The organism is Crossiella sp. SN42 (genome assembly GCF_023897065.1).
GTDB lineage: Bacteria > Actinomycetota > Actinomycetes > Mycobacteriales > Pseudonocardiaceae > Crossiella.
In genome coordinates this window covers 34,737-59,967 of record NZ_JAMHIV010000001.1, presented here as the reverse complement: position 1 = coordinate 59,967, position 25,231 = coordinate 34,737, and the positions used below count along the sequence as shown (strand labels likewise).

Annotated in this window: 21 protein-coding genes and 1 pseudogene; 4 read left to right on the top strand and 18 right to left on the bottom strand. The window is 71.5% G+C overall.

The features are described 5' to 3' along the window. Positions 1-14: 14 nt before the first annotated feature. The 6 genes from M8C13_RS00255 to M8C13_RS00230 form a co-directional block, all read right to left on the bottom strand. Positions 15-1,658 carry a CocE/NonD family hydrolase gene (locus M8C13_RS00255; RefSeq protein WP_252478342.1) on the bottom strand — a complete coding sequence of 548 codons (1,644 nt, stop codon included), beginning with the start codon at positions 1,656-1,658 and terminating at the stop codon, positions 15-17. Between the two features lie 132 nt (positions 1,659-1,790). After that, entirely contained in the window at positions 1,791-3,029 is a 1,239-nt protein-coding gene (locus M8C13_RS00250) for a cellulase-like family protein (RefSeq protein WP_252478341.1), read from the bottom strand. Then, positions 3,026-3,862, bottom strand: coding sequence for a carbohydrate ABC transporter permease (locus M8C13_RS00245; protein WP_252478340.1), 837 nt, complete (start codon positions 3,860-3,862; stop codon positions 3,026-3,028). The genes M8C13_RS00250 and M8C13_RS00245 overlap by 4 nt, the downstream gene beginning before the upstream one ends. Then, positions 3,859-4,770, bottom strand: coding sequence for a carbohydrate ABC transporter permease (locus tag M8C13_RS00240; RefSeq protein WP_252478339.1), 912 nt, complete (start codon positions 4,768-4,770; stop codon positions 3,859-3,861). Before M8C13_RS00240 ends, M8C13_RS00245 begins: the two co-directional genes overlap by 4 nt. Beyond that, a complete protein-coding gene (locus M8C13_RS00235) occupies positions 4,767-6,095 on the bottom strand; it encodes an ABC transporter substrate-binding protein (protein WP_252478338.1) in 1,329 nt (442 codons plus the stop codon). Before M8C13_RS00235 ends, M8C13_RS00240 begins: the two co-directional genes overlap by 4 nt. After that, the gene (locus tag M8C13_RS00230) at positions 6,092-8,413 is read right to left on the bottom strand and encodes a beta-galactosidase (protein ID WP_252478337.1); all 2,322 of its coding nucleotides are present in this window, start codon (positions 8,411-8,413) and stop codon (positions 6,092-6,094) included. The genes M8C13_RS00235 and M8C13_RS00230 overlap by 4 nt, the downstream gene beginning before the upstream one ends. 123 nt (positions 8,414-8,536) lie before the next feature. Between M8C13_RS00230 and M8C13_RS00225 the strand changes: the two genes are divergently transcribed. After that, positions 8,537-9,259, top strand: a complete 723-nt coding sequence (locus M8C13_RS00225; RefSeq protein WP_252478336.1) for a FadR/GntR family transcriptional regulator — start codon at positions 8,537-8,539, stop codon at positions 9,257-9,259. Between the two features lie 144 nt (positions 9,260-9,403). On the opposite strand, the pseudogene M8C13_RS00220 reads toward M8C13_RS00225, so the two are convergent. The 7 genes and pseudogenes from M8C13_RS00220 to M8C13_RS00190 form a co-directional block, all read right to left on the bottom strand. After that, positions 9,404-9,619 (bottom strand): annotated as a pseudogene (locus M8C13_RS00220) (FAD-binding monooxygenase); the annotation flags it as partial. A gap of 66 nt (positions 9,620-9,685) precedes the next feature. After that, the gene (locus M8C13_RS00215; RefSeq protein WP_252478335.1) at positions 9,686-11,149 is read right to left on the bottom strand and encodes a family 43 glycosylhydrolase; all 1,464 of its coding nucleotides are present in this window, start codon (positions 11,147-11,149) and stop codon (positions 9,686-9,688) included. 24 nt (positions 11,150-11,173) lie between these two features. Then, positions 11,174-12,229, bottom strand: a complete 1,056-nt coding sequence (locus M8C13_RS00210; protein WP_252478334.1) for a glycoside hydrolase family 43 protein — start codon at positions 12,227-12,229, stop codon at positions 11,174-11,176. A 79-nt stretch (positions 12,230-12,308) separates the two neighbouring features. Then, positions 12,309-13,193, bottom strand: a complete 885-nt coding sequence (locus M8C13_RS00205; protein WP_252478333.1) for an alpha/beta hydrolase — start codon at positions 13,191-13,193, stop codon at positions 12,309-12,311. Between the two features lie 54 nt (positions 13,194-13,247). After that, on the bottom strand, positions 13,248-15,098 hold the full coding sequence (locus tag M8C13_RS00200; RefSeq protein ID WP_252478332.1) for a rhamnogalacturonan lyase: 1,851 nt from the start codon (positions 15,096-15,098) through the stop codon (positions 13,248-13,250). 42 nt (positions 15,099-15,140) lie between these two features. Continuing rightward, the gene (locus M8C13_RS00195; protein ID WP_252478331.1) at positions 15,141-16,181 is read right to left on the bottom strand and encodes a rhamnogalacturonan acetylesterase; all 1,041 of its coding nucleotides are present in this window, start codon (positions 16,179-16,181) and stop codon (positions 15,141-15,143) included. Positions 16,182-16,192: 11 nt separating this feature from the next. Beyond that, positions 16,193-17,221, bottom strand: coding sequence for a glycosyl hydrolase 53 family protein (locus M8C13_RS00190; protein WP_252478330.1), 1,029 nt, complete (start codon positions 17,219-17,221; stop codon positions 16,193-16,195). Between the two features lie 461 nt (positions 17,222-17,682). Here M8C13_RS00190 and M8C13_RS00185 point away from each other — a divergent pair, with 461 nt between their 5' ends. Further along, positions 17,683-18,105: a hypothetical protein gene (locus M8C13_RS00185; protein ID WP_252478329.1), complete on the top strand. Its 423-nt coding sequence runs from the start codon at positions 17,683-17,685 to the stop codon at positions 18,103-18,105. A 3-nt stretch (positions 18,106-18,108) separates the two neighbouring features. On the opposite strand, the gene M8C13_RS00180 is transcribed toward M8C13_RS00185, so the two are convergent. Further along, the gene (locus M8C13_RS00180) at positions 18,109-18,423 is read right to left on the bottom strand and encodes an ArsR/SmtB family transcription factor (protein ID WP_374213007.1); all 315 of its coding nucleotides are present in this window, start codon (positions 18,421-18,423) and stop codon (positions 18,109-18,111) included. A 134-nt stretch (positions 18,424-18,557) separates the two neighbouring features. On the opposite strand from M8C13_RS00180, the gene M8C13_RS00175 reads away from it, so the two are divergent. Continuing rightward, positions 18,558-20,114, top strand: coding sequence for an MFS transporter (locus tag M8C13_RS00175; RefSeq protein WP_252478328.1), 1,557 nt, complete (start codon positions 18,558-18,560; stop codon positions 20,112-20,114). Here the strand turns inward: M8C13_RS00175 and M8C13_RS45235 are convergent. Genes M8C13_RS45235 through M8C13_RS00155 form a run of 4 tightly spaced genes read right to left on the bottom strand, consistent with a single transcriptional unit; the run spans position 20,098 to position 23,965 of the window. Next, positions 20,098-21,525: a pentapeptide repeat-containing protein gene (locus tag M8C13_RS45235; protein ID WP_252478327.1), complete on the bottom strand. Its 1,428-nt coding sequence runs from the start codon at positions 21,523-21,525 to the stop codon at positions 20,098-20,100. The two genes, M8C13_RS00175 and M8C13_RS45235, sit on opposite strands and share 17 nt — an antisense overlap. 7 nt (positions 21,526-21,532) lie before the next feature. Further along, a complete protein-coding gene (locus M8C13_RS00165) occupies positions 21,533-22,129 on the bottom strand; it encodes a cadmium resistance transporter (protein WP_252478326.1) in 597 nt (198 codons plus the stop codon). A 25-nt stretch (positions 22,130-22,154) separates the two neighbouring features. After that, on the bottom strand, positions 22,155-22,832 hold the full coding sequence (locus M8C13_RS00160) for a response regulator transcription factor (RefSeq protein ID WP_252478325.1): 678 nt from the start codon (positions 22,830-22,832) through the stop codon (positions 22,155-22,157). Next, positions 22,829-23,965 (bottom strand): sensor histidine kinase, encoded by a 1,137-nt coding sequence (locus M8C13_RS00155; protein WP_252478324.1) that lies wholly within the window; start codon positions 23,963-23,965, stop codon positions 22,829-22,831. Before M8C13_RS00155 ends, M8C13_RS00160 begins: the two co-directional genes overlap by 4 nt. Before the next feature lie 117 nt (positions 23,966-24,082). Between M8C13_RS00155 and M8C13_RS00150 the strand changes: the two genes are divergently transcribed. Continuing rightward, positions 24,083-25,216, top strand: a complete 1,134-nt coding sequence (locus M8C13_RS00150) for an alpha/beta hydrolase (RefSeq protein WP_252478323.1) — start codon at positions 24,083-24,085, stop codon at positions 25,214-25,216. The last annotated feature ends 15 nt before the right edge of the window (positions 25,217-25,231 follow it).

The following is a 25,231-nucleotide window of genomic DNA, read 5'->3' as shown; positions in this document are numbered from 1 at the left end:
GCCCGGGGCGAAGCTCAGCGCTGGGCGCCGAGGCCGCCGACCACCGGCAGCACCACCGCGGACGGGTGGCCGGGATCGTGCAGGACCTCCTGCTCGGCCGGGCGCAGCGTGGTCGTCTCGGCCAGCGGTTCGCCGGTGCCGGGGTTGCGGATGTGCCGGGGGTGGGCGCCGCTGGCGACCTGGACCCGGATGCGGTGGCCCCGCCGGAAGACGTGCCCGGCCGACCACAGTCTGATGTGGACGGTCCGCACCCCCTGCTCGTCGGCTGCCGGATCGCCGGGGCGCAGGCGCAGCAGGCCGTCGCAGAGGTTGGTCGAGCGGCCGCGGGGGTGGACGTCGCACAGCCGCACCGAGAAGTCGGTGCAGGCGTTGCTGGAGCGCACGTGCAGGGTCGCGGTGACCGGCCCGGTGACGGTGAGGTCCTCGGTGAGCGGAGGGCTGGTGAAGGTCAGCACGTCCGCGCGGGCCTCCAGCGGCCGGTTGTCCTTGGGGCCGGGGCGCAGCCCGACGATCGTGCCGCCCAGGCTCGGCGTCGGGTCGGCCGGGTCGTAGTGGTAGGTCGAGGGATCGGACTCCGGCGCGGGTTCGGTGCGCAGACCGCCGTGCGGGTGCAGGTACCAGGCGGTGGGCTGGTGTGGTGGCGGCCAGTCGGCGTGGGTGACCCACCGGTTCGCGCCGCCGAGGTGCAGCCCGACCGGAGCCGGCGGCAGGTGGTCGGCTCCGGTGAACGCAGTGTCCAAAGTGGACAGTGCCTCGCGCAGGTAGTGCCGGGTCAGTGAGCCCTTGCCGTGTCCCCAGGGGCCGATGAGCAACCGGACCCGGCGGCCAGTGGCCCGCAGTGCGGCGTGGTCGGCGAGCATGCCGGGCAGGAAGAAGTCGTGCCAGCCGCCGGCCAGGTGCACCAGCGGCGGCATGTTCGCCACGTTGGCCCGGTGGTCCATGCCTGCCCAGTACTTGTCGAAGTTCTCGTGGGTGATCCACTGCTGGAAGTGCCGGACCCGGCGTCCGGCGATCGCGTGATCGGCCTCGCGCACCGGCAGCGCGTCCACCGCACGGGCCAGGACGCGGCCGCCGGTCAGCTGCCCGGCGAGCTGACGCCACAGCGAGCCGCCGGAGTCGAACATGGTCTCGGTCTGCTGCACCCAGGCCAGCGCGTTGCCCAGGGCGAAGGCTCCGCCGGGATACATGAAGCCGTGGTAGAACTCCGATGGCGCGTCCTGGATGATCGCGGCCTTCCACTCCGGGACCGGTGTGGCCGCGAGCTCCCACTGGGCGTAGCCGAGGTAGCTGGCGCCCCAGGTGGCGAACATCCCGGGAAACCAGGACTGCCGGCGCAGCCAGTCCACAGTGGACGGACCGTCCGGCTGGTGCATGGTGAAGCCGTCGAAGTTCCCGCCGGAGCCGCCGGTGCCGCGCAGGCTCTGCAGCAGCACCTGGTATCCGCGTTCGACGATGAGACCGGCGGCCAGGTCGTTGGCGCTGCCCCGGCCGTAGGGGCTGCGGATGAGCACCAGTGGCGCGTAGGGACGATCGCGTGGGTAGTAGCGGTCGGCCAGCAGCACTACGCCGTCGGCCATGGGAATCTCCAACGCCCGCTGGATGACCACGGGGTGGGGGTGGATGGGACGCAGGCCGAGCACACGGCTGAGAATGGTCATGGTGTGCGTGATGTCCTTCCGGGACAAGGGTCAGGGCAACGCCGACCAGACTTCCCGGCACACCAGGTGTCACTGTAGCCGAAGTTCGGAAGTTACTCCACGAGTGCGGGAGGTCCGGCGTCCTTCGCCGGGTCAGCCGGAGAGCAGGGCGTTGCACTCGCGCTGGAGGTCGACGTCCTGCCACATGGGGTGGTGCGGCGCGGCGTTGGAGCACACGACCGAACCCCACGCGCCGGCCTTGGCCGCCTCGGCCGCGGCGGTGCGGCAGAACGCGGCGCCGACCGGGCCTTCCTCGAAGGCGCCGTGCAGCGGGGTGTAGCCGATCCAGCCCTCGCCGAAGACCAGCGGCACGCCGGTTCCGGCGGCCCAGTCGGCGGCGGCGGCGATCCAGGTCGTGAGCTGCTCCCGCATGGCGGTGCGGTGGGTGGCGTAGCGTTCGTAGAGCCAGGCGTCCCACTTGGCGGGGTCGCACCAGTCGTGCACGTAGAGCTCACGCCTGCCGACGATGGTGGCCGCCAGCCGCCACCGGCTCTCCTCCGGTGGCAGCCAGTCGTCCAGGTCCGGCGCGCCGGGGCGCAGCAGTTCACCGTGGGCGCGTCCCTGGGGGAAGGGCCGGGCGGGGTCGCGCAGGGCGAACTCCTCGAGCAGTTCCGCCAGCACGCCGTAGACGTAGGGGTGGAACACCGCCACGTCGACCGTGCGCGGGATACCGCGCATCGACCCCACGGGAACACCCGCGTAGTTGACGGTGACGGGACGGTGGGGGTGGCGTTGCTTGAACCGGGCGATCCCGCGCTCCAGCCGGGGGCGCAACGCCACCACGATGTCGCCGTCGAGCCCGTCGGCGAGGTGCCCGGCCTGGACCTCGTTGTGCAGTTCGGTGAACACCACCCGGTCGGCCAGGCCGTGCCCGGCCAGGAAGTCGACCAGGTCCGCCAGGGCGTCGGCCAGCGCCACGGCGCGGTCCTCCGCGGCGATCGACCTGACCGCGTCGAACCAGGCCCGCTCCAGCGCGAACGACGGGCTCTGCTGGTACTCCCAGCTGGAGAGGATGATGTGGCAGCCGTGCCGCCGCGCCGCCCGGAACAGCGCCAGCAGGTGGGCGCGGGCGTCGATGGTGGTGGGCGCGCCCACGTCGTACCAGCGCACGCGGCTGCCGTAGCCGCCGCCCAGCGGACCGAGGCGGAGTGCGGAGCTGTCCACGCCGGTGCCGAACAACAGCAGTGGCATCGCGCAGATCCGCACGGTGTTGTAGCCGCGCCGCACCGCCTCGGCGAACGCGGTGTCCAGGTCCTCGAACGGCTCGCCCGGCCCGGTGCGGGTGTACCAGGTGAAGTCCCACAGCGTGATGGTCAGCCGGTCCGGGGTCATCCCTTCACCGCCCCGGCGGTCAGCCCTTCCAGCAACTGCTTGCGCAGCAGGAAGAACACCAGCAGGCTCGGCACGGCGGCCAGCACGGACCCGGCGAGCACCAGGTCGTACTGCCGTCCGGTGGCGCCGAAGAGCGCCTGGATGCCGATCGGCAGCGTGTAGTCCTCCGGTTCGCTGATCACGATCAGCGGCCACAACAGGCTGTTGTAGCTGTTGAGGAACGACCACACGCCCAGCGCGCCTAGTGCGGGCCGCAGCAGCGGCAGCACCACGCGGCGGAACAGGCCGAACTCGGTGCAGCCGTCGATGCGGGCGGCGTCGAGGAGCTCGTCGGGCACGGCCTGTTCGGTGTACTGGCGCATCATGAAGATCCCGAATGCCGGGGCCACCCAGGGAATGACGAGGGCGAAGTACGGCTCGGTGAGCCGCGCCTTGGCGACCATGATGAACAACGGCACCACGATCACCGCGAACGGCACGGCCAGCGAGCTGAACATGATGGTGAACAACGCGTTGCGGCCGCGGAAGCGGTACTTGGCGAAGGCGAACCCGGCCAGCGAGCACAGCAGCACCGAGACCGCGGTGGCGAGCACGGCGACAACCGTGCTGGTGGTGAACCAGCTCCAGAACGGCTGCGCCGCCAGCAGGCCCCGGTAGTTGTCCAGCACGGCCGGGTCCGGCAGCAGGGCCGGTGGGTAGGAGAAGATGTCGGCGCGGCTCTTGAACGAGGCCGACAGCGCCCACAGCAGCGGCAGGGCGAAGACCATCAGCAGGGTGAGCAGGAACGCGTAGAGCAGGACGCCGGGCCGGCGGCGTGCGATCGGGTCGCTCATCGGCTCTCCCTCCCCACTCCGAGCAGGCGGTTGGCCAGCAGGCCCAGGGCCACCACGACGATGAACAGCACCACGCCCGCCGCGGCGGCGTAGCCGAGCTGCTGGCGCTGGAACCCGGCGCGGTAGACGAACATCGCCACCGACAGCGTCGACTCGCCCGGCCCGCCCTGGGTGAGCAGGAACGGTTCGTCGAAGATCTGAGCGGTGCTCACCAGCACCGTCACCGCGACGAACGCGGTCACCGGCTTGAGCGCGGGCAGGGTGACGCTGGTGAACCGGCGGAGGGGTCCGGCGCCGTCGATGGCGGCGGCCTCGTGCAGCTCGCGCGGCACGTTCTGCAGCCCGGCCAGGAAGAACACGGTGAGGTAGCCGGTCCAGCGCCACAGCACCAGGATGACCACGGTGACCTTGGCCCACATCGGATCGCCGGTCCAGTCGATGCCGCCGAAGCCGAACACCGCCTTGAGCGCGCCGTTGACGATGCCGAACTCGGTGTCGAAGAACAGACCGAACACCAGGGTGATCACGATGGGGGAGATGACCACCGGCATGAAGAAGGTCAGCCGGAACACATCCCGGCCGCGCAGGCCGCGGGTGTTGAGGGCCTGGGCGATCAGCAGTGCCGCGGGCACCACGACCAGCAGCGTGAACACCACGTACAGCGCGGTGTTGCCGGTGGAGGTCCAGAAGCTGGCGTCGGTCAGCAGGTCGGTGTAGTTGCGCAGGCCGACCCACTTCGGCGTGCCCAGCCCGGCCCACTCGGTGCAGCTCAGGTACAGGCCGATGAGGATCGGCACGGCCATGAACAGTCCGAACAGGACGAAGAACGGCGAGACGAAGGCATACGGCGCCGCTTCGCGCTGGTGGCGCGACCACCACGTGCCGCGCGCGGCCTGCGGGGTGCTCATCGCTTCACCTGCTGCCGGTAGGCCGCGATACCCGTCTGGATCGCGGCGCGGGCGGACGTGCGGCCCCGCAGCGCGTCCAGCATCGGGCCGCCCAGCACCGCGGTGAGCACCTGCATGCCCGCGGCCTGGTGGAACAGCGGCAGGTCCTCGGCCGCCACCGAGTAGACGTCGAACACGCGCTGGCCACCGAGGTACTCGTCCTGCACCGCCAGCAGCTCGGGGTCCCGGTACAGGGGCCGCAGCGTCGGCAGGTAGCCGCCCGCGCGGTAGCGCAGCACCTGGCCCTCGCGCGTCAGGTAGACCCGGCGCAGGAACTCCAGCGCCGCCTGGGTGGCGGGCTTGTCCTTGACCACGGTGAACGCGGTGCCGCCGAGCGTGGTGGCCAGGTGCCCGCCGCCGGCGAACCTGGGCAGCGTGCGCATGCGCCACCGGCCCTTCTGGTCGGGCACGTTGGCTTGCAGGCCATAGGCGTTGTACCAGTTCGGCATGGCGGTCGCGGCGAGCCGCCCGGACTTCAGGGCGGCGGCGCAGGCACTGCCGTACGGATCGGGCAGCGCGAGCAGGAACCCGGTCCGCACGCCGCGGGCCAGGAACTCCAGCACTTCGACCGCCTCGGGCGAGTCGAGCACGAGCGCGCCGGACTCGTCGAACACCCGGCCGCCGCGTTGCAGCAGCATCTGGGTGAAGCCGTTGACGATCGCGAGGTTGTCGCCGACGGACACCATGCCCAGGCTCACCTGCTTGTCCCGGGCCAGCCGCTCGCCGTGGACGGCCAGCTCCTCCCACGTCGAGACGTCCTCGGGGACGCCGTGCTCGGCGAAGACGTCCTGCCGGTAGTACAGGACGGTGATCGAGTTGTCGGAGTCCAGGCCGTAGGGCCTGCCCTCCACCGCGTACGGGGCGAGCTTGAGCAGGTCGTCGCCGAAGGGCGCGACCGTGTCGGTCAGGTCGACGAACAGGTTCTCCGCGATCGCCGAGCCCATGACCCTGGGGAACTGGTCGATGACCAGGCCCGCCAGGTCCGGGGTGTTCCCGTCGGCCACGGCCTGGGTGATCACGCGGGTGACGAGGTCGCCCGGTGCGACGGAGGTCGTGCGGGGCCGGAAGGTGAACGCCGAACCGCCGGTGATGCTGGGGTCGGCGGCGGCCTGGGTGAACGTGGTCACGTAGCCGGGGTCGTGCGTCCAGATCCGCAGGTCCACGCCACCGGAGGGGATCGGCGTCCTCGAGCGGGACCCGCACCCGCCCAGCGCGCCCACGGCCGCGGCGCCCAGCGTGCCGCGCAGCAGCACCCGCCTGGTGAACGGGTTCCCCGGCGCGCTCACCACAGCTCGACCCGCGCGCGGCGCACCAGCCGGACCGAGTCGAGGCGGGCGGTGTCCAGCGCGGCTTTGTGCTGGGCGCGCACCGAGTGGTCCACGTACACGGCGCTGTCCGACGGGCGGGGCAGGACCCTGATCTCGACGCCGTGCGCCACCACCTGGCCGGCGAAGCGGCGCAGGCCGATCTCCCACTCGGGGCCGTGCCAGAAGTGGTCGGCCACGAGCCGTCCGCCGACGTACGCGCGGGCCACGTCCCCGGTGTAGCCGAGCACCAGCAGGACCTCGTCCTCGCCGTGCAGCGCCGCGGCCGGCACGTCGAGGTGGAAGACGGCGGCGTGCTCGAAGTCCGCGTCCAGCGGCGCCGAGGCCCGGTGCTGGCCGCCGCCCACCCTGGCAGGCGGTGGCTGCGCCCCGGCGCGCACCGGTGTGCACACCGGTTCGTGCGAGGTCCCCGGCACGGTGCGGCGGATCTGGGTGAACGCGCCGTGCGTCGCCCCGGTGACCTGCTCGGGCGCGGGCAGGAAGGACACGTCGAGGCGCTCCGCGGTCGTCTCCACCCAGGCCGCGTCCCCGTCGACCACCAGGGGTTCGTCGCAGAGCACCAGCGTGTCCACCCCGGCCAGCGCAACGCGTTGCAACCGCAGGCCGTTCTCCTCGTCCAGCACCAGCAACCGCGCCACCGCGCCTTCGGGCGTGGTGGCGGTGACCACGGCGCCCGGTCCGGGCCGGGCGACCGTGACCACGCCCCGGTCGTCGACCGGGGCGCCGGTCACCCGCGTCCCCTCGGGCAGGGCGAACTGCGGGGTGATGCCCGCGGTGGCGACGAACACGGCCGTGGGCACGCCGTCCCAGGTGAACCGGGCCACTGGCATCGCGCTGGCCCAGGCCAGCTCGACCCGGCCGACGCGGTGACCGATCGGCCAGGCGAAGTGGGCCCCGGACGGGATCGTCACGCCGTCGGCGGGCAGCCGCACGGTCTCGCCGCCGAGCGTGATCTCGAAGCGCACGTCGTGGTGGTCGGGCAGCTGCTCGTGCGGCTGGTGGTTGTTGACGAACAGGAACGCCGGGCCGCCGCTCCACCGCACCGACCAGCGCGGGGTGCGCCGGTCGTCCAGGCTCGACGGCTGCGCGGCGGGCAGGTGCAGCTCGGCGGGGGCGAGGTCGGCGCCGCAGTCGCGCAGGAACAGGTGCTGAAGTCGCAGCGCCGCGAACGACGGCCGCACCTGCCCGTACTCGCCCAGCGGCGCCTGGAAGTCGTAGTTCACCACCGGCAGGTCGTTGGGGTAGCCGGTGGCGTGCGACTCCTGGTTGGTGGTCGCGAGGTCCAGCCGCTGGGAACAGCCGTGGTAGAGGTAGTAGCCCTGCCACGCCGACCCGCTCGCGAGCTTGGCCAGCGCCAGGGCCGAGACGTCGGCGGCCGGGATGAGCGGTCGGCGGTGGTAGGCGATGGCCATGCCGCCGCCCAGTTCGCAGGTCGCGTAGGGATAGCGGCTGTCGTCCGGGCCGCTGCCCTCCGGTGCGGTGGTGCGCAGGTCGGCGCCGATGGCGTGGTCGTCCCGGATCGGGGTGGGGAAGTAGTGCCTGCGCATCTCGCGCGCCCACCCGTCGGTGGCCTCCACCCAGAACGCCTCGGGGTAGCCGCCGTAGAGGGGGAGCACCACGTCGGGCGGGAGCTGCGCGGCGCCCCAGCCGGTCGCCGTCCACAGGGGCGCGCCGATGCCCGCCTCCTCGGCGATCGCGCGCAGCGTGGCCAGGTGGCCGGGCTGGTCGTACAGCTCGTTGTCCACCTGCGCCACGAGGACCGGGCCGCCGTCACCCCAGCACAGCCCGGCCAGCTGCTCGGCGATCGCCGCGTAGTAGGGCCGCACCAGCGCGAGGTAGGCGGGGTCGTCGGTGCGCGGTGTGCAGTCCACAGTGGACAGCCAGTCCGGGAAGCCGCCGTTGCGGCACTCGCCGTGCGCCCACGGGCCGATGCGCACCGACACGGCGAGGCCGAGCTCGGCGCACAGCTCGACGAACCGCCGGATGTCGCGGTTGCCGTCGAAGCGGTAGTGCCCGCGGGACTCCTCGTGGTGGTTCCAGAACAGGTAGGTGGCGACCAGGCCGATCCCGCCTGCCCTCATCAACAGCAGCTCGCGCCGCCACAGCGGTTCGGGGAAGCGGCTGAAGTGGAACTCGCCCATCACGGGCAGCCAAGGGCGGCCATCGCGGCTCAGCGCTCGGCTGTCCACCTGGACCGGCCTGGCGTCGCCGGGGGCGGTGCCCATCGGCAGGTGTCGCATCAGCGGTGGGACGGGATCATGAGCGTGCAGCGAGAGCATGGGCGCTCCTGAACTCCTGTGGTCAGCGGCCGGTTCATCGTGGGCAGTGGCCACTCCGCTGTCAAGAATTATTCGTAATTAATGGTGTCAGCTAGGCTGGTTGCCATCACCGTGGGAGGCAACATGGCGCGCTACACCGGCCGCGGCGTGCACTACCAAGTGGTGCAGGACATCGGCTCACGGATCGTGGGCGGGCAGTACGCGCCCGGCGACGTGCTGAGCCTGCCGGCGCTGCGGGAGGAGCTGGACGTCAGCCTCACGGCGCTGCGGGAGGCGCTGAAGGTGTTGACCGGCAAGGGTCTGGTGGACGCCCGGCAGAAGCGCGGCACGTTCGTGCGCCCCCGCTCGGCGTGGAACCTGCTCGACGCCGACGTGATCGACTGGCGCATCGACGGCGGCGACGCCGAGCGGGTCCTGCACGACCTGGCGGACCTGCGGTCGGTCATCGAGCCCGCGGTCGCCCGCCGCGCGGCCCTGCGGCGCACCGAGGCGGACCTGGCGGCCCTCGACGCCGCGCTGGAGGCCATGGCCTCCACCGGTGACGACGCCGCGGCAGCCGCGGAAGCCGACGCGGCCTTCCACCGCGCCCTGCTCACCGCCACCGGCAACGAGCTGTTCGCGCGCATGGACCTGCTGCTGGAACCCGGCCTGCGCGCCCGCGACCGTCTGGTGCACGCCCACGCCGGCGCCGACGACCCGGTGCCCAGCCACCGCGCCGTGCTCGAGGCCGTGCGCGAGGGGGACGCGCCGCGCGCCGAACTGGCCATGCTCGACCTGCTGGCCAAGGCGTCGAAGGACATCGACGACATGGCGGTGCGCGCGAGGTCCCGGCGACCGGGCCGCTGACCGGACCGTGGGCCGGCCGCGCCGCCGGGGCGACGGCGCGGCCCGCCACCCAGCCCGGACCACCCCGGCGCCCACGCGCACCGCGACGCCGCCGCCGAGTTGACCGAGCCGCGCGCGCAACACCTGCTTGATCGTGGCCTGGGACATCAACAGGCCGGGCTGCCCGCCCAACCGGGTCTGTCGGCCGACCCGGAGCTGGGCGAGCGTCCGGCCGGAGACCGCGATGTCGACGTTGAGCACGGGGAGCGCCCGCGCGGGGAGGTCGGCGAGCGCGCCGAGCCGGTCGAGCACCTCCACCCCGCGTGGTTGCAGGCCCAGCGCGCGCGAGGTCGTGGCCGGGCTGGCGGCGGCGTCCAGCACCCGCGCCGGCACTCCGGCGGCGCGCAACCCGCAGGCCAGGGTCAGTCCGGTGAGCCACCCCAGGTGTCAGGCCGGCACCAACTGCCACTGCTGGCAGTTGTTGTCCAGCCAGCTCCACTGGCGGACGTCGGCGCCGTCGCCGGTGCCGCAGTTCGCCACGTCGGCGACCTTGCCGCTGTTGACGTTGTGCAGCCGCACCCAGCCGTCCTGGGCGCTGACGATCAGGCGCCACTGCTGGCAGGTGTTGTTCCGCCACGCCCACTGCTGGATGTTGGCGCCGTCGCCGGTGCCGCAGGCGTTGACGTCCAGCGCCTTGCCGCTGCGGACGTTGACCACGCGGCTCGTGTCGTTGCCCAGGTCCTCGATGCGCCACCGCTGGTTCAGGCCGCCGTCGCAGAAGTGCTGGACCACGTCGCCGCCGTCGGCGGTCGAGGAGTCCTTGACGTTGAGGCACTTGCCGCTGTTGCGGTTGACGATCCGGTACGCGGTGGGGGTCGCGGCGGTCTCACCGGCCGGTCCGTTGAGCGTCGCGCCCGTCCTGACCGGCGTGCCGAGGTTCGGCGTGCCGTCGGCGTTCCAGGTGAACTTCTGCGCCCTGGTGGTGCGGGCGTTGCCACAGCCGCCATCGGCGGAGTTGTTGGCGTGGTAGACGATCCAGCTCTCGGTGCCGTCCGGCGAGGTGAAGAAGCCGTTGTGCCCAGGGCCGTAGACCCGGTTCGCGTCGTTGCGCTGGAAGATCGGGTTCGCCGCCTTGGCCCACGAGGACGCGGCGCGCGGGTCACCGCTGGTGTAGGTCAGCAGACCGAGCTGGTAGTCGGGAGTGCCACAGGCGCTCGCCGAGAAGACGACGTGCGTGCGACCGTCGCGCTGCAGGGCGACCGGACCTTCGTTGACCGGCTTCCCGGACCGCTCCCAGGGGTACGTCGGCTGCGAGATGACGCTGAAGTCGCCGCTGAGCGTGTACGGGTTGCTCATCGGTGCGATCACCAGGCTCTGCGGGCTGCCGTTGATGAAGCCGCTGCCCATCAGGTAGAGCGAGCCGTTGAGCCGCATCGGGCTGGCGTCGATCAGCCACCCGCCCGGCGTCAGGCTCGCGCCGGTCAGCATGTTCTTGTATGTGTACGGCCCGAGCGGGTCGGTGCCCGCGCTTTCCAGCACGTGCGTCCGCTGCGTGTCGCAGCACGCCGCGCCAACCCGCGCGGCGGAGTAGTACAGATACCACCGGTTGTTCAGGAAGTGGATCTCCGGTGCCCAGAAGTTCGTCCCGCGCGATGCGGTGGTGTCCTGCCACACCTGCACGCTCGGCGCGGTCGGCAACCCCGCGAGCGTCGGCGACTTGCGCATCGTCAGGGTGTTGGTGAAGGTCGTGGAGATCAGGTAGTAGCTGCCCTCGTGGAAGGCGATCCACGGATCGGCGCCCTTGACCGGCTTGACCGGGTTGGTGAACGGCCTGCCGGGCGCGGCCGAGGCGGCCGGTGTCAGTGCCAGGACGGTGCACAACGCGAGGATGACCGCCAGCCAGCGGGTCATGTGCTCTCCTTCGAACCGGTGGGTTCAGCGGTGCAGCAGGCGGTCGTACTCGGCCTGGGTGAGTGGCAGGACGGTGCCGTGGCGCGGGCGGCCGGGCATGGTGTAGCCGGCGACGGGCGTCCACCGGCGGGTGTTCAGGTCGGTGGTGGTGAACGGGACGTAGCCCCGGCCGCCGTACTCGTCGATGAACATGTACCAGCGCTCTTCGGTGTTGGACTTGAAGACCAGCGGCCCCTCGCCCTGACGGATCGCGTTGTTCCCGAGGCACTCGGCGACGAAGGAGTAGCCGCGGTTGAGGATCGTCGCCGACTTCTCCGCGAGGACGAACTTGCCGCAGGCGGACTGCGCGGAGCTCCGCTCGTCCTTGGTGAAGCGGTAGTAGACGCCGTTGTGCTTGGTGAGCGTGGAGTCGATCGTCGAGTAGCCCTTGTCGACCCAGACCTGTGGCGCGCTGAAGGTGCGGAAGTCCGACGTCGTGGCGTACATCATCCGGTTGTAGGTCTTGGCGGTGTGGTTCGGATCGTTGGCGGAGTACAGCTTTGACGCCCAGAACACGACGAACTGACCGAGACCTTCGTCGTAGTAGGCCTCCGGCGCCCACGTGTTCCCCGCGGTGTCCGGTGAGACCCGCGCCAGGCGGGGGGCACTCCAGTTCACCAGGTCGGCCGACTCCCAGACCACGATGGACTTGCTGCCGGTCCGCTGGACCTGGTCCCAGTTGCCGTTGCCGTACATCCGCAGGTCGGTGGCGATCTGGTAGAACTTGTCGCCCCGCGGTGAGCGGATGATGAACGGGTCGCGCACGCCGCGGGTGCCGACGCCGGAGGTCAGCACCGGCCGTCCGCCGTTGAGCTGCCGCCATCGCGTCGGGTCGTTGCCCTGGCTGAGTGCGAAGTAGACCTGCTCACCGCTGGCGGAGTTCTCGCCGGTGAAGTAGGAGAACAGGTAGCCGGCGTACTTCGGCGCCTGCGCCGCGTCCGCCGACGGTCCAGCGACGCCGTTGAGAATCAGCGCGCAGGCGAGGACGAATGCGTTGCGGCGGCGGCGCGGTGTGGTGCTGCCGTGGAAAGACTGTGTCATCGAACCCGTCCAGTCTGGTCGCGAAGGCCTTGCCGCTGTGCTGGGCGACCGGCGCGGGTCGCCCAGCACAGCGGAGGTGTCAGCCCAGCCGGGCTTCCCACTTGGTCCTGGGGCCGGCCGCGTCAGCGGGGAGGCGGTCCCGTGCGGCGGTGTCGCCGTACATGGTCCAGCGGGCCCAGTCGACGGCGGTCCTGGGGAAGCGCTGGTCGCTCCAGAAGCTGGTGTGGCTGCCGCCGAGGAAGGTGAGGAAGGCCTTGGGCCACTGCATCTCGGTGTAGGCCTGCCGGGCCGAGGAGTACGAGGTGGTGGAGTCCCGGTCGCCGTGGACGAACAGGACCTTGGCGGTGACCGAGCTCGACGGGTTGCCCATGTCCACACAGGACTGCGGGGTGGCGGAGATGATCCGGCTGTCGGGCCAGCGGGTCAGCAGGCCGTGGGTGACCATGCCGCCCAGGGAGTGGCCCGAGACGCCGACGCCGACGCTGGTGTTGATGTGCCCGGCCAGCGGACCGCTGGCGTTGAGGGCGAGGGTGTTGGTGAGGACCTGCGAGACGTCCTTGGAGGTGTTGCCGTTGTTGACGTCGGTGAAGTTGTGGTTGAAGTGCGGGGCGGGGACCACGAAGCCCGCCGAGGCCAGCGCCCGGATGATGAACAGGGAGTTCTGCGGGCTGCTGCCGAAGCCGTGGGTGAAGTTGTAGACGGGGAAGACACCGTTGGCGACCGGGGCGTTGGTCACCGGGTTGCCGCCCGCGGCGCCGGCGGCGGGGTAGTAGACGTAGGTGTTGATCCGGCGGCTGCCGCGCGTCCAGCTGTACTGGCGCACACCCACGGCGAACGGCGTGGTGGGCGCGGTCCCCAGCGGCGAGAGGGGGGCGGCGCCGGCCAGGCCGGTGCCGAGCAGGGCGGCACTGCCCACGGTCGCGGCCGCGGCGGTGCTGAGCCTCAGGAAAGCACGTCGTTGCATTGACACGGTGACTCCTCGCAGGGGGCGGAGGTGTGGAGCGGGTGGCGGCGGGGGTCAGCGGAGGTGGATGTTCGGCCGCGGCGGTGTGCTCATGCCGTCGCCGAGGAAGAAGCTCGGGTGGGGCGGCTGGTTGTAGGCGGTGTTCTGCCAGGCGAGGGCCACCCGGTACTGGGCGTCGTGCAGCAGGGTGTGGATCCGCCGGTCGGTCGGGACCGGTGTGGCGTAGATGCGCAGTGCGGCGTTGTCGTCGCGGGGGAGGATGACCTCCTCGCGCCAGTCGCCGAACAGGTCGCCGGAGAGCGAGGGGGTGGACTTGGTGCCGTTGACCGAGTGCGCGCCGGAACCGGTGAGCAGGCGGGTGTCACCGCGGGTGCCGTACTTGTCCACGTGGTTGCCGTCCAGGAGCTCCCGCACCGGGTCGGCGTCCCACCAGGCAAGGAAGTTCGCGCTGGCGGGTGCTCGTCCGACGCTGCCGCCGGCGGAGTTGAACGCGCTGGTCAGGCCGGTGCCCTTGCCCCAGAACTCGGCGCCGGGGCTGCCCGCGTAGACATCGCCCGCCACGCCGCGCGCCGGGCCCTCGCAGTTGCAGGTGTTGTTCTTGCGCATGATGACGGCGCCGGTGGCGGCGTCCCGCAGGGTGGCGGCGGCGCCGGAGCTCTGCTCGTGGATCTGCCAGATCTCCTGGCCGGGCCGGCCGGGCACGAAGTCGCTCACGTGCAGCGCGTCGCCGTGGGCGTAGAAGTCGGTGGTGTACCGGCCGGTGCCGTCGGCGTTGATGGTCATGCCGCCGTAGATGACCTCGTCGGTGCCGTTGCGGTCGACGTCGGCGATGGACAGGGAGTGCGTGCCTCGGCCGGTCCACTGCCTGCCCGCGCTGCCGGAGTCGAACTTCCAGCGCCGGGTGAGCTTGCCGTCGCGGAAGTCCCAGGCCGCGATCGTGCTCTTCGCGTAGTAGCCGCGGCCCATGATGATGCTGGGCCGCTGCCCGTCGAGGTAGGCGGTGCCGGCCAGGAACCGGTCGCCGCGGTTGCCCTTGCAGTCGCCCCAGTCGCAGATGTTGCCGCGGGCGGGCTCGAAGTTCACCGTGGACCGGACGGCGCCGGTGAGCCCGTTGAACACGGTCAGGTACTCGGGCCCGGTGATGATGTAGCCGTCGGAGTTGCGGTGGTCGGCGCTGGCGTTGCCGATCACCTCCCCGGTGCCGGAGACCGTGCCGTCGCCGGTCTTGACCGCCAGCTCGGCCCGGCCGTCGCCGTCGTAGTCGTAGACCTGGAACTGGGTGTAGTGCGCGCCGGCGCGGATGTTGCGGCCGAGGTTGATCCGCCACAGCCGTGCTCCGTTGAGCCGGTACGCGTCGAGGTAGACGTTGCTGGTGCGGCCGGACTGCGCGTTGTCCTTCTGGTCGCTGGGATCCCACTTGAGGAAGATCTCGTGCTGGCCGTCGCCGTCCGCGTCGCCGACACTCGCGTCACCGGCGGTGTAGTTGTTGCCTGGCCGGGAGATCGGCACGTCCAGGTGGTTGCCCCCGGTGAAGCGCAGCGACGGCTCGGACGGCGCCTGTTCCACCCCGCCCACCACCGCGCGGACGGTGTACGAGGCGTCCGCGGGCGCCCCGGCGTCCAGGAAGTTCGTGGAGCTGGTGATCGGCGAGGCGGTCAGCTTCGTGGTGCCGCGGTAGACGTTGAACCCGGTCGAGGCCGGCTCGGTGCCGAACAGCCGCCAGGACACCAGGTTGCCGGTTCCGGAGCGCACGCTGACCAGACCGCGGTTGAGGTCTTCCAGCTGCCTGCCCACCGCGGTGGTCTCCGCCGACGCCGCGGAGACGACAAGACCGTTGCCGGCCAAGGTCAACGCGACGACGGCGGCGGCGGCGAGCGGTGCGGCGAACCGCCGGTCTGAGAGCATGGTTGACCTCCAACAGGTGCGGCGAGAAGTCGAGTTCCTGGTTCAGCGCAGGTAGCCGGTCAGCGGCAGGTTCAGCTCACGGACGCCCTGCACGACGAGGCCGGCCATCTCGGCGCCGCCGTGTGCGGAGAAGTGGGTGTTGTCGCCGGTTTCCCTGGTGAGGAACAGCGCCTGGGAGGCCGACGGACCCAACGACTCCACCAGCGCCTTGCTCTTGGCGGTCAGGTCGATCACCGGAACGTTCGCGCTGCGGCCGAGTGCCCGCATCACCGCGGGCAGGTCCACGCCCTTGCCGTTGATGTGCACCGCGGTCCCGGTGAGCTTGCTGCCGCTGAACTGCCTGCGCACCGGAGGCGTCACCAGCACCGGCACCCCGCCGCGCTCACGCACACCGTTGACCAACCGGGTGAGGTTGTCGCGGAAGGCGTTCGCGGTGGTCTGCTTGTCGTTGTGCCCGAACTGGATGAGCACCAGGTCCTTGCTCTTGATCAGCGGCTTCATCGCCGGGAACAGCGCGCGGTTGGACAGGAAGCTGCCGGAGCTCTCCCCGGAGTCGCCGTAGTTGGCGATCACGGCGCCTTCGCGGACCCGCGCAGGCAGGAACTGGCCCCAGCCGGCGTAGGGCGCGGTGGACTGGTCGCAGGTGGTCGAGTCGCCGGCGAGGTAGACCGCCAGCGGGGCCCTGGCCGGGGTGACGGTGAGCGCGCCGATCGCGGGAGCGCTGCCGCTGAAGGTGATCTGCAGGCCAGCGGTGCCGTTGCCGCCCTGTCCGGTGGGCTGGCCCTCGGGGTTGCGCACGTTGACCGTGGCCGTGGTGCGCACGAGCTGACCGGCGGTGGTGGAGACGGCGTTGAGGACCTGCCTGCGCGCCTCCACCGACATCGAGGTGTTGGCCGCCTTGGTGGCGCTGCCGAGCTCCACGGTGACGTCGTAGTTGCCTGGAGCGAGGTTGAAACTGCACTTGATCGGCGCGGTGCCCGAGCACTGTGGTGGCAACGCCATCGACGCGGCCGTGGCGGGAAGGGGAGCGAGCACGGCCACGTTCACCGCGGCGGTGAGGAGCGCGAAACGCTTGAGGGACACGGGTTCTCCTGTCAGACGTTGAGGAAGCCATCCATGGCGGCGGTGGGCCGGCGGTTGCTGGTCCAGGCGGTCATGTCGTAGCCGGTGAACGGCGAGTAGCCCGCCGGTTCCCAGAAGAAGGTGCCCAGTCCGCCGAAACCCTTGCTGCCGCTGATGAACTGCCGCAGCGAGTCGCGGACCTGGTTCGCCTTGCCGACCGGCCCGCCGTACTCCACGTGCATGACCGGTTTGCCGTAGGTGGACTGGATCGTCCGCATGCTGCCCAGGATCGGCGAGACGTTGCCTGCCTGGGCGTAGGAGGACAGCGCGGTGATGTCCCACCTGCCGCCGTTGCCGCGGTAGGCGTTGAAGAACCGCTGGATGCTGTCCATCTTCTGCGGCTGGGCCAGGTGCACCATGACCGGCGTGGCCGGGAAGACCTGTTTGGACACTTCGTAGGCGCCGTTGAGCAGGCCGGTCATCTGGGCCGGTTTGCTGACACTGCCGACGGGGGAGCAGATCCCGCTGTTCTGCTCGTTGCCGATCTTCACCCAGCCTGGCGTCACACCGCCGGCCTTGAGCAGCTTCAACGAGTCCTCGACGTACCTGCGCAGGGCGTCGCGCAGTTGCGGGTAGCTCAGGTTCGCCCAGGCCTTGGGTGGCTTCTGCACGCCGACGGAGTTCCAGGTGTCGCCGAAGTGGAAGCCGAGCAGCACCTGCATGCCCGCATCCCGGCAACGCTGCGCCATCGCGACGGTCTCCTGGATGCTGCAATGCCCGTTGGCCGGGCTGCTGGAGGGATTCACCCAGGTGCGCAAGCTGATCGCGGTGATCCCGTAGCTCTTGAGGATGGTGAACAGGTCCTGCCGCTGCCCGTTCTTGTTGAGCCAGTAGTAGCCGTTGGCTTCCATCTGCGGCATCCAGCTGATGTCCGCGCCCTTGACGAACGTCGCCGCCGAGGCCGAAGGCGCCAGTCCGGTGCCCAGCGCGAGCGTCCCGGCGCCGACGGCCGCACCGATCAGCAGGCTGCGGCGGGAGAGGCCACCGGTGGTGTCGGTCATGGCCGAATTCCTTCCCTGGCTGTGGTTTTGCCGCGCGGCCAGCACTGTGAACGTGCACAGCCTTTCCGGGGGGCGATTCGCTTTGATGGAACAGCATGTATGCGCTCGTTTCAAGAGCAGTTCGCCAGATATCTGTGAACGTGCACAGCTTCGTCGAAATTCGACTGCGCATTCGACAATCCCGGGAACCGTTGTGGGAGACTGTTTTCATGTTCGAGCTGCCCGGCGTGGCGATCCTCGACCACCTCCGCCGGCACGTCGACGACGCGCGGGTGGGCACCTGGCGCGCGGGACAGTTCGTTTCGCCTCCGTGGTGAAGCGAGCGACGCCGACCGGCCTCGTCAGGTCGCCGGGTTGCTGTCGCTGGCGTGCCGGCATCCGTCGGAGGCGAACCTCCGCGCCCTCTACGCCGCTGTCGCCGGCGATCCCGAGATCGGCTACCCACCGGGCGAGCCGGGCAGTTGACAGAACTGGCCAGAACCCTGCTGCCGATTGACCAGATCGCCACCGGCCCGGCCGACGAGAAGTCGCATGGCCCGCATTGGCAGGCGCACCGGGCGCTGGCCTGGACCGTGCAGGCGCTGCAAGCTCACCCCGGCGTCGGCGGCGACCTGGTGCTGGCCAGCCTGCTCAGCCCGCTGACTCGCGACCGGTCCATGGCGCTGGCCGTGCTCTTGGAGTGGCCGAAGCGCACCTGGCCGCCCGGTGCCGCCGCCGCGGTCGAGCAGGTTGCCCGCACCGACCCCGACGAAGGCAACCGGCACATTGCGGCCCGGTTGGCCGACGGGCCGCCTGCCTTGAGGTCCACCGCGGGCAGCGTTCCCGGCCGGGATGACTATTGGGGGTGGGCGATCGGCCCCCCGAAAGCGTCTACTGACCTGTAGCGGCTATGCCTTCTCCTGGGCCAGCAAGGCGAGCAAGCCGGGGAAGCGTTCCTCGATGTCGTTGCGGCGCAACCGGACCTTGCGGCTGTTGCCGCGGTCGACCTGCCTGACCAGACCCGCCTCGCGCAGCACGCGGAAGTGATGGGTCAGCGTGGACTTGCTGACCGGCAGCCCGAACGACAGGCAGGTGCGCTCGGTGTCCTCCGGCTCGCCGAGCAGTGTGACGATCACCAGCCTGCGGTGGTCGTCGGCGAGCGCGCTCAGCACGGATCGCAGCTCCATCTCCGCGACCTCGGGATGCCCTTCAGCGTCCGGCACCTTGCCTCCTCGCACGGTCGGGTTTCAATTTCATCGTACCTAAGGCTTGCCCGTGGGCGGCGGGCCGTGTCAGGCTTCAGGTACGTATCCAGTCGTACCTACGACCCGATTAGAACCTCAGTGGAGATCGTTCGATGAGTGCTACCGAGGACCTGGCCATCGCCGACCGCGCGGCCGCCCCACCCGCGGCCAAGGGAGCGGGGCTGACCCTGGCGGTGGTGTTGCTGGCCGTGTTCGTGGTGCCGAGCTCGATCTCCGGCACGGCCGTGGCGCTGCCCGCGATGGGCGCGGAGCTGGACTCCGGCGCCGCGGGCCTGCAATGGGTGGTGAACGCCTTCAACCTGGCCTTCGCCTGCTGCACGCTGGCCTGGGGCTCGATCGCCGACCTCATCGGCCGCGGCAAGGCCTTCGCCATCGGCGCCGGCCTGTACCTGCTCGCGTCGGTGGCCAGTGCGGTCGGCACGAACATCTACCTGATCGACGCGGCCCGCGCGCTCGCCGGCATCGGCGGCGCGGCGATCTTCGCCTCGGGCGGCGCGATCATCTCCACCGTCTTCACCGGGGCGGCGCGGGCCCGCGCGTTCGGGCTCTTCGGCACGGTCGCGGGGGTCGGGGTTGCCCTCGGCCCGTCGCTGTCCGGCGCGATCGTGGACACGCTGGGCTGGCGGTGGATCTTCGGCGTGCACGTCCTCGCGCTGACCCTCGCGCTCCTCGGCTCGCCCGCGGTGTTCCGCGCGGTCGGCGACCAACGGCGGGCGGGGCGCGTGGACACGGTCGGCACGGCGCTGTTCATCCTGGCGATGCTGTCGTTGATGACCGGCATCGTGCAGGGCGGCGAGTGGGGCTTCGCCAGCCCGGCGGTGCTCGGGTTCTTCACCGGGTTCCTCGTGCTGCTCGGCGCTTTTGTGGTGGTGCAGCAGCGGGTCGCGCAGCCGATGCTGGACCTCTCCGTGCTGCGCGACCGCAGGTTCGTCGGCCTGTGCCTGGTCACCGTGGTGGCCTCGTTCGGGTTCGTCACGATGCTGACCTACCTGCCGAGCTACCTCACCACCGTGGGCGGCCGGTCGACCGCGACCGCCGGGGTGCTGATGGTGCTGCTGACGCTGGGCGTGCTGGTGTGTCCGCTGCTGGCCGGCAAGCTGGTGGCCAAGGGCGTCCCGCCGCGGACGGTGATCTACGTGAGCCTGGCCTGCCTCGTGGTCGGCGACGCGACCGCGCTGGTCTTCGGCCCGTCGTTCTCCGTCGCCGTGGTCGCGGTGCCGCTGCTGCTGATCGGCGCGGGCATGGGCCTGTCGGCCGGGCTCGTCGACGGGCAGGCCCTCGATGCCGTTCCGGCCGAGAAGGCGGGCATGGCGGCAGGTCTGCTGAACACGGTGCGCCTGGGCAGCGAGGCGATCGCCGTCGCGGTGTACGGCGCCCTGCTCGCCGGGCTGCTGCGGGGTGCGCTGGCCGACGGGCTGGCCGCGCACACCGCCGCCGATCCCGCGCGGGTCGCCGGTGACCTCGCGACGGGCAACCTGACCGCGGCCGCGCAGGGCGGCGGCGCCGAGCTGACCGGCTTCCTGGTCAGCAGCTACGACGGGGCCTTCCACACCATCCTGATGGTGCTCACCGGCGTCTGCCTGGTGCTGTCGCTGGTGGTCGTCATCCTCCTGCGCACCCCGGCGAAGCAGCTCACTCCGGCGCGGTGAACCGGGACAGCTCCGGCGGCACGCCACCAGGGAACTGGTCGGCGGTGCACCGGACGGCCTTGGCGAACCCGGCGCCGCGGAACTCGACGTCCTTGCGGAACCTCGCCCCGCGCAGCCCGGCGTTGCCGTCGAAGGCCGCCCCGGGGAAGCGCGCGCCGCCGGCGAAGACGGCCTCGCGGAAGCTGACGTCGTGGCGGAAGGCGACGCCGTGGAAGTTGGCGTTGCCGGCGAAGGTGGCGCCGACGAACCTGGCGTTGCCGGCGAAGACCGCGCCCCGGAACTCGGAGTCGCTGGCGAAACGGGCCGCGCCGAACTCGGCGTCGCGGGCGAAGACGGTCTTGCTGAACCAGGCGGTGCCGCCGAACCTCGCCCCGTCAAACCGGGCGGCGGCGGTGAACGACGCGCCCTCGAACCGTGCGCCCCGCACGAACCTGGTCCCGGCGAAGTCGGCGTCTCCGGTGAAGGTCAGGCCGCGGAACAGCGCCCGACCGGAGAAGGTGGCCTGGTCGAACCGGACGTCCCCGGTGAAGGCGGTCTGCTCGAAGGTGGCGTCCTCGGTGAAGGTGGCCCCGGTGAAGCGGGCCTCGCCGTGGAACATGGTCTCGGTCAGCCGCAGGGCACGCACCTGGCAACCGCTGAAGTCGGCGTCGAACAGCACCGCGCCGGTCAGGTCGAGCTCCAGGCCGGACCAGAACCGCGCGTCGGCACCATCGGGGCCGGGGCGCAGGTGACTGGTCAGGACGCGTTGCGCGGTGAGACGGATCTCGCGCTCGCGCAGCCGTTGCCAGTGCGCCTCGAGGTCGCCAGGCGGCTCCCTCGGCAGGTCGATCGGCATCCGCAGGTAGGCGCACACCACGTTGACGATGGTCTGCCGCTGCCCGGGGTTGTCCTGAGCGAGCCGTTCCAGCGCGTAGAGCCCGCCGAGGCGAACCGGGGCCACCCCGGACCCGAGGTGCTCGACGGCGTTGGTGAACAGCTCGGTGATGCGGCGGGCCGCCGCGTCGGCCTCGGCGGCGGCGGCGACCCGTTCCTGGTGCGCGCGGTTCTCCGCGGCGATGCGCTCCTGGAGGGCGTAGGCGCGGGCGACGTCGGCCTGGTCGCGTTCCTTCTGCAGCAACGCGATCTCGGTGGACCGCTGCCGCCGCCACGCCAGGTAGAGCGCGAACAGCCCGCCGCCGCCCAGGCCGAGGCTCAGGCCGATCCGCAACACGTCCAGGCGCGCGGCCACCCGGGCCGGGTCGGCGCCGTCCGGGGTGAGGGTCAGCCACAGGGCGGTCACCGCCGCGGCCACCACGAGGACCGTGCCTGCCGCCGCGGCGAACACCGCCTTGCCCGACAACGGGGTCACGACCTGCTTCGACCGGTCGGCGGGGCGCGGGACGGCCGAGGAGGCCTCGGTGGGATCGGTCACCGCCCCATCATGGCGTGCGGCCGAACACCCCGCCTTCGATCAGGATGACCAGGCCGATCACGATCAGCACGACCGGCAGGACCAGGTGCCCCCACCGCGCCAGCGCTGCGGCCACCACCGGGCGAGAGGCCAGGTACCAGCCCAGCGCGCACCACAGGGCGACGCCGAGCAGGAACACCAGGACGTAGCCGAGCATGCCGCCGGCCCCGGCGACGGTGAACACCGGCACGTAGACGCCGATGTTGTCGCCGCCGTTGGCGAAGGTCACCGCGGCGACCGCCAGTGCGCCGGCCGTCATCTTGGGCTCGGTCCCGCCTTCGCCGGGATGCTCCCGCCAGAGCTGCCAGGCCGCGCGCAGGCCCAGCAGCAAGGGCAGCAGTCCGAGGTAGGGGATCACCGGGGCGGGCAGCAGACCGGCGCCGAGCGCGCCGAGCACGGAGGCCACCAGGATCGCGCCGAAGCCGAGGTACTGGCCCAGCACGACACGCGCGGCCGCGGCCCGGTCGCCGTTGGCCTGGCCGAAGAACACCGCCAGCACGACCATGTCGTCGATGTTGGTCACCGCGAACATGCCCGCGGCCTGCCCCAGCAAGCTCAGCTCCATGCCGCCCTCCCCCCTCCGTCGGTTCCTACCACCCCGCGCCCGTCACGACGCGGTTCTCCCAGGCCCAGGCGGCGATCTGGACCCGGTTGCGCACCCCGAGCTTGGTCTGAATGCCGGAGACGTGCGTCTTGACCGTGCTCAGCGAGATGAACAGCTCGGCGGCGATCTCCTGGTTGGTGCGGCCCTTGGCGATGGCCCGCACGACCTCGGTCTCCCGATCGGACAGCGGCCGGCCCGACCCGCCTGCCGTCGAGGTGGTGTGCACGTCGGCGAGGTGGCGGAGCAGTCGCAGGGTGACCGACGGGGAGACCAGCGCGTCACCGGCGTTCGCGGCGCGGACGGCCTCGGCGAGCAGGTTGGCGCCCGCGTCTTTGAGGATGAAGCCGGCCGCGCCGCCGCGGAGCGCGCCGTGGATGTACTCGTCGGTGTCGAAGGTGGTGACCACGACCACCCGCAGCGGGTCGGGGACGCCGGGACCGGCCAGGGCGCGGGTGACCTCGATGCCGTCGAGGCGGGGCATCCGGATGTCCACCAGGCACACGTCGGGACGCAGCCTGCGGGCCGTGCTGACCGCCTCGACGCCGTCGGCGGCTTCCGCGACCACGGTGATGTCGGGCTCGTCCTCCAACAGCAGCCGCAGGCCGCTGCGGATCATGGCCTGGTCGTCGGCCAGCAGCACGCTGATGGTCGAGCGGGTGGTCATCGGCGCTCCTGGACCGGGAGGGGCAGGACGGCGCGCACCGACCAGCCGGCGTCCGGACAGGGACCGGCGGACAGTGTGCCACCGAGCGCCTCGACGCGTTCGCGCATACCGACCAGTCCGTACCCGCCGCGGCGCGGGTAGCGGGCCGGGGCGGGCGGGGCGTCGTCGACGACCTCGACGGTGATTTCCGGCCGGTCCTGGATGACGTCCACGGTGACCGCGCGGGCGTGCGGGGCGTGCTTGGTGATGTTGGTCAGGGACTCCTGGACGACCCGGTACACCGTGCTGGTGACCTCCGGCGGCCAGGCGGGTTCCTCCTCGGGCAGCCGGAGGCGCACGGTGGGGCCGGTGAAGCGAGCGACGAGCTCGCTGAGCTGTTCGGGGCCGGGGGTGGCGGGGGCCGCGTCGTTGGTGTCGCGCAGCAGGCCCACGACCCGGCGCATCGCGGCCAGCGCGTCGGAGCCCGCGGCCTCGATGCCGGCCAGGGAGTCGTCCAGTCGCTCCGGGTGCTTGCGCCGGACGATCCTGGCGGCCTGGGCGTGCAGCACCACGCCGGTGATGTGGTGCGCGACGATGTCGTGCAGTTCCCTGGCCAGTTCGAGGCGTTCGTCCCGGCGCACCTGCTCGGCGGCGGCCTGCCGGTGGGTGTCGAGCAGCCGCAGACCCAGCCCGGTTGCCAGCGCGGCGAGCCAGCCGGCGACGCCCAGCATCGTCACCGTCGACTCCGATGGGGCGAGGGCAGAGCCGGCGAACAGGGCGAGCCCGCCGGCCGCGATGGCGCTCGCCCAGGGGATCGACAGCGTTCTGATCGCGGAGCCGATGAGCACGGACAGGCCAAGAGTGGTGGCAGGCGCGGGTTCGGCCGGCAGGTGGGCGAGCCGGGCGACCAGGACCGCGATCGCCGCGACCGTCAGACCGGCGACCGCGGCCCTGGCCAGGTGGCGCCGGCGCAGCAGGGCGAGCACGCCCAGCACCAGCCCGGTGGCGCAGCCGAACACCCAGTAGCCGCCGCCCCAGCTGTCCGCGATCGCGAACGCGGTGATGGCCAGCGCCGCCGCGAGTGCGAGGCCGAGCGCGGCGTCGGCCATGAGGCCGGCCAGCCGCTGCGCGCTGGTCGTGTCGTTCCCGTGCATGCGTGCAGGCTAGGAACGCGCGTTCCCGTGCCGAATCGGTCAAAAGTACGGTTGAGGCAGGCGCGAACCCCGCTTTCACCTGATGTTCGTCACTGCGGCGGCTCGCAGGATGTGGCCATGCCCAATGACAAACGCCCGCGCCGCCTGATCGCGCTGGCCGGCCTGCTCGCCGTCGCGGCCGTCGCCTCCTCGGTGCACGCAGCCGCGGCCGACCCTGGTGACCCGGCGGCCGGCACGCCCTACCTGCCCGCGCCAACCGGTGCCCATCCGGTCGGCACCACGTCCCTGCACCTGACCGACAAGGCGCGTCCGGACCCGTGGGTCCCCGCGGCCGGGGCGCGAGAGCTCATGGTTTCCCTGTGGTACCCGGCGAAGTCGCGTGGCGAGCAGCGGGCGCGGTACCTCACGCCGAAGGAGTCGGAGCTGCTGCTGAAAAGCGCGGGCATCACCAGCGTGCCCCCCGATGTGTTGAGCAGGACCAGGGTCCACGCCTACACCGACGTGAAACCGTTGGGCGGCAAGCGACCACTCGTCGTGCTCTCGCCCGGCGCGGGCTGGTTGCGCACCTCGCTCACCTCCCTGGCCGAGGAACTGGCCAGCAGCGGCTACCTGGTCGCCGCGATCGACCACACCTACGAGACCCACGCCACCACCTTCCCGGACGGGCGGGTCACCACCTGCGCCACGTGTGAACTGGGGATCGAGGACTTTCCCCGGCGCGCGGTGGAAAGCAGGGCCCGCGACGTCTCCTTCGTGCTCGACGAGCTGACCCGCTCACCCCTGGTCGACGCGTCCCGGATCGCGATGGCGGGCATGTCCCTCGGCGGCGCCAGTGTCGGCGAGACCATGCTGACCGACCTCCGGGTGCGGGCAGGCGTCAACCTGGACGGCACGAACTTCAAGCCACTGCCCGCAAGCGGGCTGTCGCGGCCGTTCATGTTCTTCGGCGCGCCCGCGGCCGAACCCTCGTGGGTGCGGGACTACCCACGCCTGACCGGGTGGAAGCGCTGGTTCTCGGTGCGGGGTTCGGTGCACACCTCGTTCACCGACTACGACACGCTGACCAACCAGATCGGCGTCGACCTCGGCAGCAAGCTTCCTGGCACCCGTTCCGTGGTGATCACCCGCGCCTACGTCGAGGCATTCTTCGACCTGCACCTGCGCGGCACCCCGCAACCCCTGCTGGAGCGGCCGTCCGCGCAGTTCCCCGAGGTCCGGTCCTGCACCCCGGAAACCCAGCCCTGCCAGTAGAAAACCGGCCGCGGT